Source organism: Enterobacter sp. N18-03635, from assembly GCF_004006055.1.
Taxonomy (GTDB): Bacteria; Pseudomonadota; Gammaproteobacteria; order Enterobacterales; family Enterobacteriaceae; genus Enterobacter; species Enterobacter vonholyi.
On the sequence record NZ_CP034769.1, the window covers coordinates 1,354,086 to 1,371,053 of the forward strand.

At 58.4% G+C, this 16,968-nt stretch carries 18 protein-coding genes and 1 riboswitch; of the genes, 11 read left to right on the plus strand and 7 right to left on the minus strand.

The features are described 5' to 3' along the window. Positions 1–73: 73 nt before the first annotated feature. Positions 74–550 (minus strand): kinase inhibitor, encoded by a 477-nt coding sequence (locus tag ELK40_RS07160; RefSeq protein WP_008501131.1) that lies wholly within the window; start codon positions 548–550, stop codon positions 74–76. Positions 551–598: 48 nt separating this feature from the next. Beyond that, complete coding sequence (bioA, locus tag ELK40_RS07165; protein ID WP_127730099.1) at positions 599–1,906, minus strand: adenosylmethionine--8-amino-7-oxononanoate transaminase; 1,308 nt, start codon at positions 1,904–1,906, stop codon at positions 599–601. Positions 1,907–1,974: 68 nt separating this feature from the next. Between bioA and bioB the strand changes: the two genes are divergently transcribed. From bioB to bioD, 4 genes are read left to right on the plus strand one after another with little or no spacing between them, the layout of a single operon-like run. Beyond that, a complete protein-coding gene (gene bioB, locus ELK40_RS07170) occupies positions 1,975–3,015 on the plus strand; it encodes a biotin synthase BioB (protein ID WP_115874533.1) in 1,041 nt (346 codons plus the stop codon). Continuing rightward, complete coding sequence (gene bioF, locus ELK40_RS07175) at positions 3,012–4,169, plus strand: 8-amino-7-oxononanoate synthase (protein ID WP_115874534.1); 1,158 nt, start codon at positions 3,012–3,014, stop codon at positions 4,167–4,169. Before bioB ends, bioF begins: the two co-directional genes overlap by 4 nt. After that, the gene (gene bioC / locus ELK40_RS07180) at positions 4,153–4,908 is read left to right on the plus strand and encodes a malonyl-ACP O-methyltransferase BioC (protein WP_127730101.1); all 756 of its coding nucleotides are present in this window, start codon (positions 4,153–4,155) and stop codon (positions 4,906–4,908) included. The genes bioF and bioC overlap by 17 nt, the downstream gene beginning before the upstream one ends. Beyond that, on the plus strand, positions 4,901–5,602 hold the full coding sequence (bioD, locus tag ELK40_RS07185) for a dethiobiotin synthase (RefSeq protein ID WP_206529379.1): 702 nt from the start codon (positions 4,901–4,903) through the stop codon (positions 5,600–5,602). Before bioC ends, bioD begins: the two co-directional genes overlap by 8 nt. Here bioD and ELK40_RS07190 read toward each other — a convergent pair. Further along, positions 5,565–6,287, minus strand: coding sequence for an ATP-binding cassette domain-containing protein (locus ELK40_RS07190; RefSeq protein ID WP_127730105.1), 723 nt, complete (start codon positions 6,285–6,287; stop codon positions 5,565–5,567). The genes bioD and ELK40_RS07190 overlap by 38 nt on opposite strands. A gap of 752 nt (positions 6,288–7,039) precedes the next feature. Here ELK40_RS07190 and uvrB point away from each other — a divergent pair. After that, the gene (gene uvrB / locus ELK40_RS07195; protein WP_127730107.1) at positions 7,040–9,055 is read left to right on the plus strand and encodes an excinuclease ABC subunit UvrB; all 2,016 of its coding nucleotides are present in this window, start codon (positions 7,040–7,042) and stop codon (positions 9,053–9,055) included. A gap of 42 nt (positions 9,056–9,097) precedes the next feature. On the opposite strand, the gene yvcK is transcribed toward uvrB, so the two are convergent. Then, the gene (yvcK, locus tag ELK40_RS07200; protein ID WP_127730109.1) at positions 9,098–10,006 is read right to left on the minus strand and encodes a uridine diphosphate-N-acetylglucosamine-binding protein YvcK; all 909 of its coding nucleotides are present in this window, start codon (positions 10,004–10,006) and stop codon (positions 9,098–9,100) included. A gap of 225 nt (positions 10,007–10,231) precedes the next feature. Next, a riboswitch (molybdenum cofactor riboswitch) is annotated at positions 10,232–10,365 on the plus strand. On the opposite strand from yvcK, the gene moaA reads away from it, so the two are divergent. The 6 genes from moaA (at position 10,353) to ELK40_RS07230 (ending at position 13,832) form a co-directional block, all read left to right on the plus strand. Continuing rightward, a complete protein-coding gene (gene moaA / locus ELK40_RS07205) occupies positions 10,353–11,342 on the plus strand; it encodes a GTP 3',8-cyclase MoaA (protein ID WP_127730111.1) in 990 nt (329 codons plus the stop codon). (Overlaps the previous riboswitch by 13 nt.) 24 nt (positions 11,343–11,366) lie before the next feature. Next, entirely contained in the window at positions 11,367–11,879 is a 513-nt protein-coding gene (gene moaB / locus ELK40_RS07210) for a molybdenum cofactor biosynthesis protein B (RefSeq protein ID WP_127730113.1), read from the plus strand. Between the two features lie 3 nt (positions 11,880–11,882). After that, on the plus strand, positions 11,883–12,368 hold the full coding sequence (moaC, locus tag ELK40_RS07215; RefSeq protein ID WP_127730115.1) for a cyclic pyranopterin monophosphate synthase MoaC: 486 nt from the start codon (positions 11,883–11,885) through the stop codon (positions 12,366–12,368). Next, positions 12,361–12,606, plus strand: coding sequence for a molybdopterin synthase sulfur carrier subunit (gene moaD / locus ELK40_RS07220; RefSeq protein ID WP_127730117.1), 246 nt, complete (start codon positions 12,361–12,363; stop codon positions 12,604–12,606). Before moaC ends, moaD begins: the two co-directional genes overlap by 8 nt. A 1-nt stretch (position 12,607) precedes the next feature. Further along, the gene (gene moaE, locus ELK40_RS07225; RefSeq protein WP_111963821.1) at positions 12,608–13,060 is read left to right on the plus strand and encodes a molybdopterin synthase catalytic subunit MoaE; all 453 of its coding nucleotides are present in this window, start codon (positions 12,608–12,610) and stop codon (positions 13,058–13,060) included. A 64-nt stretch (positions 13,061–13,124) separates the two neighbouring features. Further along, positions 13,125–13,832, plus strand: a complete 708-nt coding sequence (locus tag ELK40_RS07230) for a Bax inhibitor-1/YccA family protein (RefSeq protein WP_069719576.1) — start codon at positions 13,125–13,127, stop codon at positions 13,830–13,832. Positions 13,833–13,937: 105 nt separating this feature from the next. On the opposite strand, the gene ELK40_RS07235 is transcribed toward ELK40_RS07230, so the two are convergent. From ELK40_RS07235 to ELK40_RS07245, 3 genes are read right to left on the minus strand one after another with little or no spacing between them, the layout of a single operon-like run. Further along, positions 13,938–14,900, minus strand: a complete 963-nt coding sequence (locus tag ELK40_RS07235) for a YbhN family protein (RefSeq protein WP_111963822.1) — start codon at positions 14,898–14,900, stop codon at positions 13,938–13,940. Further along, complete coding sequence (gene clsB, locus ELK40_RS07240) at positions 14,900–16,138, minus strand: cardiolipin synthase ClsB (RefSeq protein ID WP_111963823.1); 1,239 nt, start codon at positions 16,136–16,138, stop codon at positions 14,900–14,902. Before clsB ends, ELK40_RS07235 begins: the two co-directional genes overlap by 1 nt. Beyond that, positions 16,135–16,896, minus strand: a complete 762-nt coding sequence (locus ELK40_RS07245) for an endonuclease/exonuclease/phosphatase family protein (RefSeq protein ID WP_111963824.1) — start codon at positions 16,894–16,896, stop codon at positions 16,135–16,137. Before ELK40_RS07245 ends, clsB begins: the two co-directional genes overlap by 4 nt. Between the last annotated feature and the right edge of the window lie 72 nt (positions 16,897–16,968).

Consider the following 16,968-nt stretch of genomic DNA (forward strand, 5'->3'; position numbering starts at 1 on the left):
GTGGCGCTGCGCTTACCGGGCCTACGAATGCGAAATTCAGGCCGGGTAAGGCATAGCCGCCACCCGGCTTTTTTCAGGAATACATCGCCGTAATCGACGCGCTCCCCAGGGAATGGAAATGCACGTTAAACCCGACCATTGCGCCGCTCGCGCCTTCATCGACCTCAATCTTCTCCACGTCCAGCGCGTGCACCGTGAAGATATAGCGGTGGGTTTCCCCTTTTGGCGGCGCCGCGCCGCCGTAGCCCGCTTTACCAAAGTCAGTACGCGTCTGAATGGCACCTTCAGGCAGGGCAACCAGGTCTGAACCGGAACCCTGCGGCAGGACGCGCGTGTCGGCTGGCAGGTTCGCCACAATCCAGTGCCACCATCCGGAACCGGTTGGCGCATCCGGGTCGTAGCAGGTCACGACAAAGCTTTTGGTGCCTGCCGGAACCTCGTCCCACGCCAGGTGCGGGGAGATATTATCGCCCTGATACCCCATGCCGTTGAAAACGTGACGTTCCGGCAGCTTTTCACCGTCGCGCAGATCTTTACTGATGATTTTCATACGGTTTACCCTTGTTGATCGCTCGTTCAGCAAGTGTAATGCATTGGGTTAAATCGTGAAATGCGCGGGAATGTTAACGGCTGTTACAACCGCGTCGGTTAATTTTCGAAGCTGCTCTGGCGTGATGCTGTACGGCGGCATCAGGTAGATAAGCTTGCCGAAAGGCCGCACCCACACGCCCTGGTCCACAAAGAAGCGCTGCAGCGCCGCCATATTCACCGGATGGGTGGTTTCAATCACCCCGATGGCGCCCAGCACGCGCACGTCCGCCACGAAATTCGCGCCCGAGGCGGCGCTCAGCTCCGCTTTCAGCTGCTTCTCAATCGCCGCAACCTGCGTCTGCCACTCGCCGCTCTCCAGAATGGCGAGGCTTTCACTCGCCACGGCACAGGCCAGCGGGTTACCCATAAACGTCGGGCCGTGCATAAAGCAGCCGGCTTCACCGTCGCTGATGGTGTCGGCCACCTGGCGGGTCGTGAGCGTGGCGGAGAGCGTCATGGTGCCGCCCGTCAGCGCTTTGCCGAGGCACAGAATATCCGGGGCGATACCCGCATGCTCGCAGGCAAACAGCTTGCCGGTGCGGCCAAAGCCGGTGGCAATCTCATCGGCAATCAGCAGAATGCCCTCGCGGTCGCACATCCTGCGAATACGCCTCAGCCATTCCGGATGGTACATCCGCATTCCGCCCGCGCCTTGCACAATAGGCTCAAGGATCACGGCGGCAATCTCATGACGATGCGCCGCCATCAGCCGCGCGAAGCCGACCATGTCCATCTCGTTCCACTCGCCGTCGAAGCGGCTCTGCGGCGCAGGGGCAAACAGGTTTTCCGGCAGATACCCTTTCCACAGGCTGTGCATGGAGTTCTCCGGATCGCAAACCGACATCGCCCCGAAGGTATCCCCGTGATAGCCGTTGCGGAAGGTGAGGAACCGCTGGCGCGTTTCGCCTCTGGCGTGCCAGTACTGCAGCGCCATTTTCATCGCCACTTCCACCGCCACGGAGCCGGAATCTGCCAGGAAGACGCACTCCAGCGAGTCAGGCGTCATCGCTACCAGACGGCGGCATAAATCCACCGCGGGCTGATGGGTGATCCCGCCAAACATCACGTGCGACATCTGGTCAATCTGGGCCTTCATCACCGCATTCAGGCGCGGGTGGTTGTACCCGTGAATCGCCGCCCACCACGAAGACATGCCGTCAACGAGCCGCTCGCCGCTGGCGAGGTGCAGCTCGCAGCCGTGGGCGGAGGCAACCGGATAGACGGGAAGGGGGCGGGTGGTGGAGGTGTAAGGGTGCCAGATATGCTGCTTGTCGAAGGCGAGATCGTCATGGGTCATAATCGACTTGTAAACCATTTTGAAAAGTTTTAGGTTTACGAGTATAAACCGAACCGAAAATTAACAAAACCCTTTGGAGAAGCCCGATGGCTCACCACGCACGCTGGACGATGTCGCAAGTTACTGAATTATTCAACAAACCTTTCCTTGAGCTGATGTTCGAAGCCCAACAGGTGCATCGTCAGCACTTCGATCCCCGCCATGTTCAGGTCAGCACGCTGCTGTCGATCAAGACCGGCGCCTGCCCCGAAGACTGCAAATATTGCCCGCAGAGCGCACGCTACAAAACCGGCCTGGAGTCGGAGCGCCTGATGGAGGTCGAACAGGTCCTCGACTCCGCGCGCAAGGCGAAAAACGCCGGCTCGACCCGCTTCTGCATGGGCGCGGCGTGGAAGAACCCGCACGATCGCGACATGCCGTATCTGGAGCAGATGGTGAAGGGCGTGAAGGAGATGGGCCTCGAAGCCTGTATGACGCTCGGTACGCTCAACGAGGAGCAGGCGCAGCGCCTCTCGGCAGCGGGGCTGGATTACTACAACCATAACCTCGACACCTCGCCGGAATTTTACGGCAACATCATCACCACCCGTACCTACCAGGAGCGTCTGGATACGCTGGATAAAGTCCGTGACGCGGGGATTAAGGTCTGCTCCGGCGGCATCGTGGGCTTAGGCGAAACCGTGAAAGACCGCGCGGGCCTGCTGCTGCAGCTGGCGAACCTGCCGACCCCGCCGGAAAGCGTGCCGATCAACATGCTGGTGAAGGTCAAGGGCACGCCGCTGGCGGATAACGAGGACGTGGATGCGTTTGATTTTATCCGTACCATCGCGGTGGCGCGCATCATGATGCCAACGTCTTACGTTCGCCTCTCAGCGGGTCGCGAGCAGATGAACGAGCAGACCCAGGCGATGTGCTTTATGGCCGGAGCCAACTCCATCTTCTACGGCTGCAAGCTGCTGACCACGCCGAACCCGGAAGAGGATAAAGACGTTCAGCTGTTCCGCAAGCTGGGGTTGAACCCGCATCAGACCGAAGTGCTGACGGGCGATAACGAGCAACAGCAGCAGCTGGAGCAGCAGATTTTCAACGCCGACACCGAACAGTTCTACAACGCGGCAGCCGTATGACCTGGCAGGCACGTATCAACTCTGCGCTCGACGACCGTCGGGCGGCAGAGGCATTTCGCGTTCGCAGGGTGGTGGAAAACGGCGCGGGCCGTTTTCTTACCCGCGAGGGGCGGCTGTTCTGCAATTTCTCCAGCAACGACTATCTCGGGCTGAGCCAGCATCTGGCCATTATCCGCGCCTGGCAGAAGGGCGCGGAGCGATTTGGCGTGGGCAGCGGCGGATCGGGGCACGTCAGCGGGTACACCACGGCGCATCATGCGCTGGAAGAGGAGCTTGCCGACTGGCTGGGCTACCCGCGCGCGCTGCTGTTTATCTCCGGCTTTGCCGCCAATCAGGCGGTTATTACCGCCCTGATGGAAAAAGAGGACCGGATTGTCGCCGACCGCCTGAGCCACGCCTCCCTGCTGGAGGCGGCAAATTTAAGCCCGGCTCAGCTGCGGCGTTTTGCCCATAACGATGCGGGACAGCTCGCAGCGCTGCTGGATAAACCCTGCGAAGGACAACAGCTGGCTGTCACCGAAGGAGTGTTCAGCATGGACGGCGACAGCGCGCCGCTTGCCGCGCTGCACGAGGCCGCAAAGCGACAGAATGCCTGGCTGCTGGTGGACGATGCCCACGGCACTGGCGTGATGGGCGACGAAGGGCGCGGGAGCGCGTATCAGCAAAACGTGAAGCCGGAACTGCTGATTGTCACCTTCGGCAAAGGCTTTGGCGTCAGCGGCGCCGCCGTGCTGTGCAGCGAATCCGTCGCCGACTATCTGCTGCAGTTTGCCCGACACCTGATTTACAGCACCAGCATGCCTCCGGCGCAGGCCGTGGCGCTGTCGTCTTCGCTGGCAGTCATCCGCAGCGCGGAAGGGGATGAGCGTCGCCAGCGGCTGGCAGAGCATATCGCCCGCTTCCGTCAGGGACTTGCGGCGCTGCCCTTCCGCAGCACCGATTCGCAGAGCGCTATCCAGCCGGTGATTGTCGGAGAAAACGGCCGCGCGCTGGCGCTGGCACAGGCGCTGCGCCAGCGCGGCATGTGGGTCACCGCCATCCGACCGCCAACCGTCCCACCGGGCACGGCGCGTCTGCGCTTAACCCTGACGGCGGCGCATGAACGACAGGATATTGAGACGTTGCTGGAGGCGCTCCATGATGCCGGTGAATAAGCAGGCCATCGCGGCGGCATTTGGCCGCGCCGCGCAGAGCTATTCGCAGCACGATGAGCTGCAGCGTCTGAGCGCGCAGGGGCTTCTGGCCGCGCTTGGCGAGAACCGTTTTCCACAGGTGCTGGACGCCGGCTGTGGTCCCGGCAGCAACAGCCGCTACTGGCGCGGGGCGGGAAGCCAGGTAATGGCTATCGATCTTTCAGCCCAGATGCTTGAAGAGGCGCGCCAGCAGCAGGCGGCGCATCGCTATCTGCTGGCCGATATCGAGGCGATCCCGCTGGCGGACGCGCAGTTCGATCTGGTCTGGAGCCATCTGGCGGTTCAGTGGTGCAGCAGCCTGCCGCAGGCCTTGCGCGAGCTTTATCGCGTCGCGCGACCGGGCGGGAAGGTGGCGTTTACCACCCTGCTGGAAAGTTCGCTGCCGGAGCTGAATCAGGCCTGGCAGGCAGTCGATGAACAGCCGCACGCTAACCGGTTTTTATCGCATGAGCAGGTGACGCAGGCGCTGGCAGGCTGGCGCGCTCGCAGCGTAGTGCAGACCATCACGCTCAATTTTAGCGATGCGTTCAGCGCCATGCGTTCGCTGAAGGGCATAGGCGCCACGCACCTGCATACCGGACGCGAGAAAAAACCGCTCACCCGCGGTCAGCTGCAGCGCCTTGAGCTGGCCTGGCCGCAGCAGCGGGGTCAATTCTCGCTCTCCTATCAACTTTTTCATGGGATTATCGAACGTGACTGAACGTTATTTTGTCACCGGCACGGACACAGAAGTGGGTAAAACGGTGGCCAGCTCGGCGCTGCTGCAGGCGGCACGGCTGCTCGGGAAAAACACCGCCGGATATAAGCCCGTGGCGTCCGGCAGCGAGATGACGGCGGAAGGGTTACGCAACACCGACGCGCTGGCGCTCCAGCGTAACAGCACCCTTGAACTCGCCTATTCCGCGGTGAATCCGTACACCTTTGCCGAGCCGACCTCGCCGCACATTATCAGCGCCGATGAAGGTCGTCCTATTGATTTCGCCGTGCTGTCCGCCGGATTGCGGACGCTGGAAAATCAGGCCGACTGGGTGCTGGTGGAAGGGGCTGGCGGCTGGTTTACGCCGCTTTCGGACACGCAGACGTTTGCCGACTGGGTGAAGTCCGAGCAGCTTCCGGTCATTCTGGTCGTCGGCGTCAAGCTGGGATGCATCAATCACGCCATGTTGACCGCGCAGGCCGTACAGCAGGCCGGACTGCGTCTGGCGGGCTGGATAGCCAACGACGTGGTTGCGCCGGGTAAACGCCATCAGGAGTATCTGGCGACGCTCAGGCGCGTCCTTCCCGCGCCGTGCCTCGGGGAAATCCCCTGGCTTGCTGACGGCGCGGAAAATGCCGAAACCGGGCGTTATCTCGATCTCAGCGTCTTGCTTCCCGCGACATCCAGTGAGCAATAAGCTCGTCATCCAGTTCGTTAACGTGGCCCTGCGCCACGTTACGCCCGCGATAGAGCATACAGAAACGGTCAGCCACCCGGCGGATAAACGACATCTGCTGCTCTGCTAACAGCACCGTCATGCCTAACTCCCGGTTTAAGCGCACCAGCAGCTGTCCCAGCTTCTGGGCGAAGCTGTGCCCCGCGCCGTGCAGGGGCTCATCGAGGATCAGCAGGTGTGGACGGTTCACCAGCGCATTAGCCAGCGCCAGCTGGTATTGGTCGTCCGGAGAGAGCGTGTTGGCACGGGTCTGTCGCACCCCATAGAGCGCCGGGAACAGGTCGTAAACGTCATTTTTTGCGTTCGGGTTAGGTTTCCCCGTCGCGCGCATGGCGATATGCAGGTTCTCCTCAATCGTTAGCTGGGAGAAGATCCGCCTGTCCTGCGAGACATAGCCAATTTCCGGCCCGGAACGCTGTTCTGGCGGCGGGTTTAGCAAATCACGCGGCGGCGCGCCCGCCTCATACCAGATGATGCTGCCGCTTTCGACAGGCACCTTCCCGGCGATGCAATTCATTAGGGTGGTTTTACCCATGCCCGGCAGGCCAACGACGCCTGTACACATCCCTTGCGGAAAATCTAAATCCACATTCCATAGCGTATGTTGACTTCCGTAAAACTGATTCACAGCACGCAGACTCAACATCTTTCTCTCCTTAAAAATGTGTGTAGGTGAGGCTCGCTGTTGATTCTGCAAAACCCCTGCCATAAAGCGGAAAGTGATTAAAAAAGCGACTTTTTTAGGAATAAGTCACCGGAAAGCGGTTTATAAAAAACCGGATTGCACATTGACGGTGCCGCCGGTGATGAGTTGTGGTGCAGAACCCGAAATGATGAAAATGTGAGCAAGATCCCATCGGTTGGTTATGAATGACGCAACTGTTAATCAGCAAAAAATAGCTATAAAAATTTTTTGTCGCCGTCTCGTGGGAAAATCCGGGAATTTGCAGAGCGCCAGTCTGTATGGGCTGGAAGCAGTTATCCACTATTCCTGTGGATAACCATGTGCATTAGAGTTAGAAAACACGCGATAAGCGAGAGAAGACGCGGCTTTCGCCCAAATTGACGCGAAACGCGGCTTTAGAAAATATCTTTTATTTTTTAATTGCTTAGATAAAAGCAATTCCCGTCATGAAAGTGTCACCGGTTGCCATAAAACTATCATTACCTGGCTTGACAAATGTTAAAAAAGAAAAAGTTCTGGGGATAACCTGACCTGACTGGTGTTTTATGTTGCCACTGTCCAAATTTTGGCCGCTATCGCGCTAATCATTCAGGCGCTATGCTAAATATCCTGACATGCTACTGGTTTTTCATCCAGTGTTTTTTACTGGCATTCCTGGCAACAAGGAGTAAAATTACACACCTGCCGCTTATAACGTCATCAGGTTGTCGCCCATGAGTAAACCGTTCAAATTGAATTCTGCTTTCCGTCCATCAGGCGATCAGCCTGAGGCGATCCGTCGTCTGGAAGAGGGGCTGGAAGATGGGCTGGCGCACCAGACGCTGCTGGGGGTAACCGGCTCGGGTAAAACGTTCACCATCGCCAACGTGATTGCGGATCTTCAGCGCCCAACGATGGTTCTGGCACCCAATAAAACCCTGGCGGCGCAGCTATACGGCGAAATGAAAGAGTTCTTCCCGGAAAACGCGGTGGAGTATTTCGTCTCCTACTACGATTACTACCAGCCTGAAGCCTATGTGCCGAGTTCTGACACCTTCATTGAGAAGGATGCCTCGGTGAACGAACACATCGAGCAGATGCGACTGTCGGCCACTAAGGCGCTTCTTGAGCGTCGTGATGTGGTGGTCGTCGCCTCGGTTTCCGCGATCTACGGTCTTGGCGATCCGGATCTCTATCTCAAGATGATGCTGCACCTGACGCAGGGGATGATCATCGACCAGCGTGCGATTTTGCGTCGTCTGGCGGAGCTGCAGTACACCCGCAACGATCAGGCCTTCCAGCGCGGCACCTTCCGCGTGCGCGGCGAAGTGATCGACATCTTCCCGGCAGAATCGGACGATATGGCGCTGCGCGTCGAGCTGTTTGACGAGGAGGTCGAGCGCCTGTCGCTCTTCGACCCGCTGACCGGACACGTTGAGTCAGTGATCCAGCGCTTCACCATCTACCCGAAAACGCACTACGTGACGCCGCGCGAGCGTATCGTACAGGCGATGGAAGAGATCAAAGTGGAGCTGGCGGAACGCCGTAAGGTTCTGCTGGCGAACAATAAGCTGCTCGAAGAGCAGCGCCTGAGCCAGCGTACCCAGTTTGACCTTGAGATGATGAACGAGCTGGGCTACTGCTCCGGCATTGAAAACTACTCGCGCTTCCTCTCCGGGCGCGGGCCCGGCGAGCCGCCGCCGACGCTGTTTGATTACCTTCCGGCCGACGGTTTGCTGGTGATCGACGAATCCCACGTCACGATCCCGCAGATCGGCGGGATGTACCGCGGCGACCGGGCGCGTAAAGAGACGCTGGTGGAGTATGGTTTCCGCCTGCCGTCAGCGCTGGATAACCGTCCGATGAAGTTTGAAGAATTTGAGGCGTTGGCGCCGCAAACCATCTACGTCTCGGCCACGCCGGGCAACTACGAGCTGGAAAAATCCGGCGATGAGGTGGTGGACCAGGTGGTGCGTCCGACTGGATTGCTGGACCCGATTATCGAGGTGCGTCCGGTGGCAACGCAGGTGGACGACCTGCTCTCTGAGATCCGCGCCCGTTCCGCCATTAACGAGCGCGTGCTGGTGACCACGCTCACCAAGCGTATGGCGGAAGACCTCACCGAGTATCTCGAAGAGCACGGCGAGAAGGTGCGTTATCTTCACTCGGATATCGATACCGTGGAGCGCATGGAGATCATCCGCGATCTGCGTCTGGGCGAGTTTGACGTGCTGGTAGGGATCAACCTGCTGCGAGAAGGTCTGGATATGCCGGAGGTCTCGCTGGTGGCGATTCTGGACGCGGATAAAGAGGGCTTCCTGCGTTCCGAGCGTTCGCTGATTCAGACCATTGGCCGCGCTGCGCGTAACGTCAACGGTAAAGCGATTCTGTACGGTGACAAAATTACCCCGTCGATGGCGAAAGCGATTGGCGAGACGGAACGCCGCCGCGAGAAACAGCAGCGCTACAACGAAGAGCACGGCATTACGCCGCAGGGGCTGAACAAGAAGGTGGTGGATATTCTGGCGTTGGGTCAGAACATTGTCAAAACCAAAGCGAAAGGCCGCGGCAAGGCGCGTTCAGTGGTGGAAGAAGATACCGTCGTGCTGACGCCGAAAGCGCTGCAGCAGAAAATCCACGAGCTGGAAGGGCAGATGATGCAGCACGCGCAGAACCTGGAGTTCGAAGAGGCGGCGCAGATCCGCGACCAGCTTCATCAGCTGCGGGATCTGTTTATCGCGGCATCATAGGTTAGTTTTGCCCGGTGGCGCTGCGCTTATCGGGCCTTATTGTCAGCCCAGCGCCTGAATCGCCTTCTCCAGCGCCTCGCGCAGCAGATGGCGATCGTGGCGATATTTGATGTCTGAAGCCTCCAGCGGCTCCTGAATCACCACACGATCGCCGATGCCGGACACATCCACCTTCGGCCCAACCACCACGCCGTCAATGATCTTCTTACCGACGTAATGCTCCATCAAGCTGAGTTTATCCGCCAGCGACAGGCTTGCGGCTGCCGGACTCAGCTCACGGCCTAAATTGCCGATGTAAACCATCGGGGCAGGAGTGCGGCGCAGCGCCTGTGCCAGCTCTTTCACCAGCAGAATGGGCATCAGGCTGGTGTAAAAACTGCCTGGACCGATCAGGATAAGATCCGCTTCCCCGATGGCCTCTACCGCTTCTCGCGTGGCGGGCACGCTCGGATAGGTCATCAACTCCGCTGGCGGCAGGAGGAGCTGGTCGATATTCACCTCGCCGTAAACTTCATGCCCTTCGGCGTCGATGGCCATTAAGTCAACCGGTTGTTCAGACATGGGGATCAGGAATGCGTCCACTTTCAGCAGATTACGGATCAAGTTAATGGCTTCCAGAGGCCGTACGCTCAGGTGATCCAATGCCTTTAACATCAGATTTCCAAGGTTATGCCCGGAAAGTTCGCCATTTCCGCCAAAACGGTACTCAAACATCGCCGATGCGACGCTCGGCTCGGTAATTAACTGGTTCAGGCAGTTGCGCATATCTCCCCAGGCAATGCCGCCTTCGGCACGACGAATGCGCCCGGTTGAGCCGCCGTTATCGGTGGTAGTCACTATCCCTGTCAGCCTTGAGCCGAGTGACGATAAAGAGGACATAACCCGGCCTAAGCCGTGTCCTCCGCCAAGAGCGACCACTCGGTCAAGATCCGCAAAAGTGCGATTGCGCATACGTATTCCTTATCACGTTCGATCGCGTAACAGTAACCTAACTACCCCTAAAAGACGATGCCTCACCCGATGCAAAATGACGTATATCAATGTGAAAATGCGGTTTTTAGGTATTCTGTAGCGAAAATGCAGGATTGATTCGCTATATACGTAATTATATAGCGAGAAGCGACAATGGCGCCGTGAGAATTTCCGCGCTACTATCGCCCTAACCACGTTTTCAAAAATGAAAACATACACTCTAGCCCTTGTGCCTGTGTCGAAAGATATGGCGCTCTGGCCGTGGCGAATTTGCCACCAGGGTACAGAAAGAAATGACTGTGCCTCCCGATCTGGAAAGGTGTACATGGCTTCACAACTTACTGATGCTTTCGCGCGTAAGTTTTATTACTTACGTCTGTCGATTACCGATGTGTGCAACTTCCGTTGCACCTACTGCCTGCCCGACGGCTACAAACCGGGCAGCGTTACCAATAACGGCTTTCTCTCCGTGGATGAAGTGCGCCGCGTTACGCGCGCCTTCTCTGAGCTCGGCACCGAAAAAGTTCGCCTTACCGGCGGTGAACCCTCGCTGCGCCGCGATTTCCCCGACATCATTGCCGCCGTGCGTGAAAACGAACGTATCCGCCAGATTGCGGTGACCACCAACGGTTACCGTATGGCGCGTGACGTGGCCACCTGGCGCGATGCGGGCCTAACCGCCATTAACGTCAGCGTGGACAGTCTGGATGCCCGCCAGTTCCACGCCATTACCGGTCAGGATAAATTCCAGCAGGTCATGGACGGTATCGATGCGGCATTTGCGGCCGGCTTCGAAAAAGTCAAAGTCAACACGGTGCTGATGCGTGATGTGAACCACCACCAGCTCGATACCTTCCTGGCGTGGATCAAAACCCGCCCCATTCAGCTGCGTTTTATTGAGCTGATGGAAACCGGCGAGGGCAGCGAGCTGTTTCGCCGCCATCACATCTCCGGCATGGTTCTGCGCGACGCGCTGCTGAAACGCGGCTGGATCCACCAGATCCGCCAGCGCAGCGACGGTCCGGCACAGGTCTTCTGCCATCCTGATTACGAAGGCGAAATTGGGCTTATCATGCCTTACGAGAAAGACTTCTGTGCCAGCTGCAACCGCCTGCGCGTCTCCTCCGTGGGCAAGCTCCATCTCTGCCTGTTCGGCGACGGCGGCGTAGACCTTCGCGATCTGCTGGAAGACGATGCGCAGCAGGACGCGCTTGAAGCGCGCATTTCTGAAGCGCTGACGCATAAAAAACAGACCCACTTCCTGCATCAGGGCAATACCGGCATTACTCAGAACCTGTCCTACATCGGCGGGTAATCAGTCTTAAGAAGGAACCAGAAGATGAGTCAGGTAAGCGCAGAATTTATCCCGACACGCATTGCTATCCTTACCGTTTCCGATCGACGTGGCGAAGAGGATGATACCTCCGGCCACTGGCTGCGCGATGCGGCCCATGACGCAGGACATAACATCGTCGATAAAGCGATCGTAAAAGAGAACCGCTACGCCATTCGCGCGCAGGTCTCTCAGTGGATCGCCAGCGATGAAGTTCAGGTGGTGCTGATCACCGGCGGTACCGGCTTTACTGCAGGCGATCAGGCCCCCGAAGCGCTAATCCCGCTGTTCGACCGCGAGGTGGAAGGCTTCGGCGAAGTGTTCCGCATGCTCTCCTTTGAAGAGATTGGCACCTCCACGCTGCAGTCGCGCGCCGTTGCCGGGGTGGCGAACAACACCCTGATTTTCGCCATGCCGGGCTCGACCAAAGCCTGCCGCACCGCGTGGGAAAACATCATCGCTCCGCAGCTGGATGCCCGTACCCGTCCGTGTAATTTCCATCCCCATTTAAAGAAATAAGCTATGTCACAACTGACCCACATTAACGCCGCCGGTGAAGCGCATATGGTGGATGTTTCCGCCAAAGCGGAAACGGTGCGCGAGGCGCGCGCGGAAGCGTTCGTCACTATGCTGCCAGAAACCCTGGCGATGATTCTCGACGGCAGCCACCACAAGGGTGATGTCTTTGCGACCGCGCGCATCGCCGGTATTCAGGCCGCGAAACGCACATGGGACTTAATTCCGCTGTGCCATCCGCTGATGCTGAGCAAGGTGGAAGTGAACCTGCAGGCGCAGCCGGAGCATAATCGCGTGCGCATTGAGTCACTCTGCCGCTTAACCGGCAAAACCGGCGTGGAGATGGAGGCGCTGACGGCGGCCTCCGTTGCCGCGCTGACCATCTACGACATGTGCAAAGCGGTGCAGAAAGATATGGTGATTGGCCCGGTGCGTCTGCTGGCGAAAAGCGGCGGCAAATCCGGTGATTTTAAGGTGGACAGCCATGATTAAGGTGCTCTTTTTTGCGCAGGTGCGCGAGCTGGTGAATACCGATAGCCTGACGCTGGATGCGTCTTTTGATAACGTTGCTGCCCTGCGCGCGCATCTGGCGGCACAAAGCGACCGCTGGGCGCTGGCGCTCGACGAAGGCAAGCTGCTGGCCGCCGTTAACCAGACGCTGGTGGAATTCACCCATCCGCTGAACGTAGGGGATGAAGTGGCCTTCTTCCCGCCGGTGACAGGGGGCTAAGATGGCTGAAACCCGAATTCTGGTGAGTCATGAGCGTTTTAACGTAGGGACCGAATACGGCTGGCTGGCGGAACGCGATGAAGACGGCGCGGTCGTTACCTTTACCGGCAAGGTGCGCAACCATAACCTCGGCGACAGCGTGAAGGCCCTGACGCTGGAACACTATCCGGGGATGACGGAAAAATCGCTGGCGGAGATTGTCGACGAAGCGCGAGGCCGCTGGCCGCTCGGGCGCGTCACGGTTATTCACCGCATCGGCGAGATGTGGCCCGGCGAGGAGATTGTCTTCGTCGGCGTGACCAGCGCCCACCGCGGCAGCGCGTTTGCGGCAGGGGAGTTCATTATGGATTTCCTCAAAACCAAAGCCCCGTTCTGGAAGCGCGAAGCCACGCCGGAAGGGGATCGCTGGGTAGAATCTCGCGACAGCGATAAGCAGGCCGCCAGCCGTTGGTAGTTGGTTTACGTGGATGTGTTACTCTTAACGAGTGTGTCTACTTAATCTTAATCAGGAGTGAATCATGGACCGATTTCCGCGTTCCGATTCAATAGTACAGCAGACCCGTAGCGGCCTGCAGACGTATATGGCTCAGGTGTATGGCTGGATGACGGTTGGCCTGCTGCTTACCGCGTTTATCGCGTGGTATGCAGCGAACACGCCGGAGCTGATGATGTTTATCTTCTCCAGCAAAATCACCTTCTTTGGGCTGATTATCGCGCAGTTGGCGCTGGTGTTTGTGCTTTCTGGTCTGGTGCACAAGCTGAGTGCCGGCATGGCAACGACCCTGTTTATGCTCTATTCGGCGCTAACGGGCCTGACGCTTTCCAGCATTTTCATCGTTTACACCTACTCCTCCATCGCCAGCACCTTCGTGGTGACCGGCGGGATGTTTGGTGCGATGAGCCTGTACGGTTACACCACGAAGCGCGATCTGAGCGGCTTCGGCAGCATGCTGTTTATGGGGCTGATCGGGATTGTGCTGGCGTCGCTGGTGAACCTGTGGCTGAAGAGCGAAGCGCTGATGTGGGCTGTGACCTATATCGGGGTGGTGCTCTTCGTGGGGTTAACGGCCTATGACACCCAGAAGCTGAAAAACATCGGTGAGCAGATCGACGTGCGCGACAGTTCCAACCTGCGCAAATACTCGATTCTGGGCGCGCTGACGCTGTATCTGGACTTCATCAACCTGTTCCTGATGCTGCTGCGAATTCTTGGCAACCGTCGTTAAGATTGCTTTGCCGGGTGGCGGTGCTGTCTGGTGCCCTCACCCTGACCCTCTCCCACGGGAGAGGGAACAAACACTAAAAACGGCAACAAGGTTGCCGTTTTGCTTTTATTTCGCCAGCGCCTTCTCATTCTTCGCCCGTAACTTCTTCGCCCGGCTCTCCAGAACCAGATAGCAGACCGTTGCCAGCGCCAGCGGCAGGAAGTAATACAGCATGCGGTACGCCAGCAGGGCCGCAATAATCGTTCCCTGAGAGACATGCTCCCCGGCCAGCAGGGCAATAAATACCGCTTCCAGCACGCCGATCCCCGCCGGAATATGCACAATCACCCCGGCAATGCTGCTCACCAGCAGCACGCCCAGCACGAAGAAGTAGTTCACGTCCTCGCCGATTAGCAGCCAGATAATGGCCCCCATCGCCATCCAGTTGGCGCTGGAGACCGCCATCTGCAGCACCGCAAACTTCCACGAGGGCAGCACCAGCTTTTGCCCCTTGATGGTCATATGGCGGCGTTTAGCAAACGCGCAGGCCCACAGATAAACGGCGATAATCAGCAGGAGTACGATGCCCAGAATGCGCAGCGTGGCCTCATCGATATACCAGTGCGCGGGTAGCTGCACCACGCCGATGGTGAAGATCACCCCGCCGAGCAGAATATAGCCCAGCCAGTTGGTGGTGATGCTTAACGAGAAAATGCGCGTGATGGTCCCGCCCGGCAGGCCGAGCCGCGAGTAGAGGCGATAGCGCATGCCAATCCCGCCGACCCAGGTGCTCAGCGTCAGGTTAAAGGCGTAGCAGATAAACGACACCAGCATCACCTGACGTTTGGCCAGCTTATGGCCGCAGTAGGCGCGACCCAGCAGGTCATAGCAGCCGTACATCAGGTAGCTTACGATAACCAGCCCCGTCGCGCCCAGCAGCACCATCCGGTTATAGTTGCGGATAACCTTCCACACCTCTTCCCAGTCAACTTTCTGCGCGTAGACCACCAGCAGAACCGCGACCGCAATAAAAAACAGCCATGTCAGGATCTTTTTTGCCAGCCGCCAGCGTGGATGCGATTTCGACATCAGGGTTTGCCTCCATCTTCCGCTTCTATGCGGTCCTGGGTTTCCATTTCGGGTTGTACCGGCGGGTCCACCTGCGCCAGCTTCGGCGTATGCGCCGGCAGCCAGCCGACCATCGCCGGGAAATGCCGCAGGAAGTGGAACACCACCACGCTGATGCCCAGGTTCCACCAGGTGCGTTTGGGAACCATGGACTCATCCACACGCACGCAGTCATTGACGATTAGCGCCTGCAGGTTATCCCGCAGGGTCTGATTAAACTGACGATCGTGAATGATCAGGTTAGCTTCAAGGTTAAGCGATAAGCTCAGCGGATCGAGATTGCTGGAGCCCACGGTGGCCCAGTGATCGTCCATCAGCGCGACTTTGCCGTGCAGCGGCCGACGGCGGTATTCGTAGATCTGTACGCCGCCCTTCACCAGATAGTTATAAAGCAGCCGCGCCCCGACTTTGACGATCGGCATATCCGGTTCGCCCTGCACAATCAGCTTCACGCGTACCCCGCGCCGGGCCGCATTGCGCATGGCGTGCAGCAGACGATAGCCGGGGAAAAAGTAGGCGTTAGCAATAATCACTTCGCGCTTCGCGTTGGCGAGCATCTTGAGATAATGACGTTCGATATCGTCCCGGTGCTCGCCGTTATCCCGCCAGACGAAAAGGGCCTGCGCTTCGCCGGGCTTCCGGTTCTCTTCCGGGCGATGACGTCGTCGCCACCAGCGGCGAACGGCCTCTTTCCCCGGCAGGTTCTCCAGCTCAAACAGCAAAATGTCCTGCACTACCGGGCCTTCAATGCGAATGGCGTAATCCTGCTTCGCTTCCGGGCCGTAGTCGGACATATGCTCCGCGGAGTAGTTAATGCCGCCAACAAACGCCACCGTCTCATCCACCACCACAATTTTGCGGTGCATCCGGCGGAAAAGGTTGGTCCGCATGCCGAAAAGGCGAGGGCCGGGATCGTAGTAGCGGAACACCACCCCCGCGGTGGTCAGTTCGTTGACGAACGCATCGCTGAGGTCCGGCGAGCCATAGCCATCCAGCAGCACTTCAATTTTGACGCCGCGCTGGGCGGCGCGCAGCAGCACGCTGTGCAGCTGCTTGCCGACGTTGTCTTCGAACCAGATAAAGGTTTCGAGGATCACCTTCTGCTGGGCATTATCAATCGCCTTAAACACGGCCGGGTAATACTCGTCCCCGTTGACCAGCAGCGTGATCCGGTTGCCTTCCTGCCAGGAACATTTCATAGGTGGATCTCCGCGCTGAGCGGCGCATGGTCGGAAAGATGCCGCCAGTTGAGGAGCGCCAGGGCGGTTGGGCTGCTGGCGTGGGCATTTTTCACATAGATGCGGTCAAGCCGCAGCAGCGGGAAACGGACCGGGAACGTGCGCGCAGGTCTGCCGTTGGCTCGCGTAAAAATCTCCTCCAGTCCGGCCTCCACCTTCAGCGGATGGTTTGCCCGCTGTCGCCAGTCGTTGAAGTCGCCCGCGACCACCACCGGTTCACCTTCGGGAAGCGCATTGGTCCATTCGGCCAGCATTTTCAGCTGCGCCTGACGATGGGCTTCGCGCAGGCCAAGATGAACACAGCCGACATGGATGGGCAGCTCAAGGTCGGGCGGGGTAATGCGGCAGTAGAGCAGGCCGCGTTTTTCGCTCTCCCCGACGGAAACGTCGCGGTTTTCATAATGTTCAATGGGATAACGCGACAGCACCGCGTTGCCGTGATGCCCTTCCGGATAGACCGCATTGCGGCCGTAGGCGTAATCACTCCACATTGTGTCGGCCAGAAATTCATAGTGCGGCGTGTCGGGCCAGTTCTCAAAGTGAAGCGGATGCACTTCATGTGCGCCCATCACCTCCTGCAGGCAGACAATATCCGCGCTGACGGTGCGCACCGCGTCGCGCAGCTCCGGTAAAATGAAGCGGCGGTTAAATGCTGTGAAGCCCTTATGAATGTTTATCGTCAGCACCTTAAGCGAGAAATGCTGCATTTTTTTCGTCATAAGCTCCTTCCTGAGTGACTATCCCAATGAAAATAAAGTGTAGTCGGCGTCACAAAAAGATGCGGCGTTACG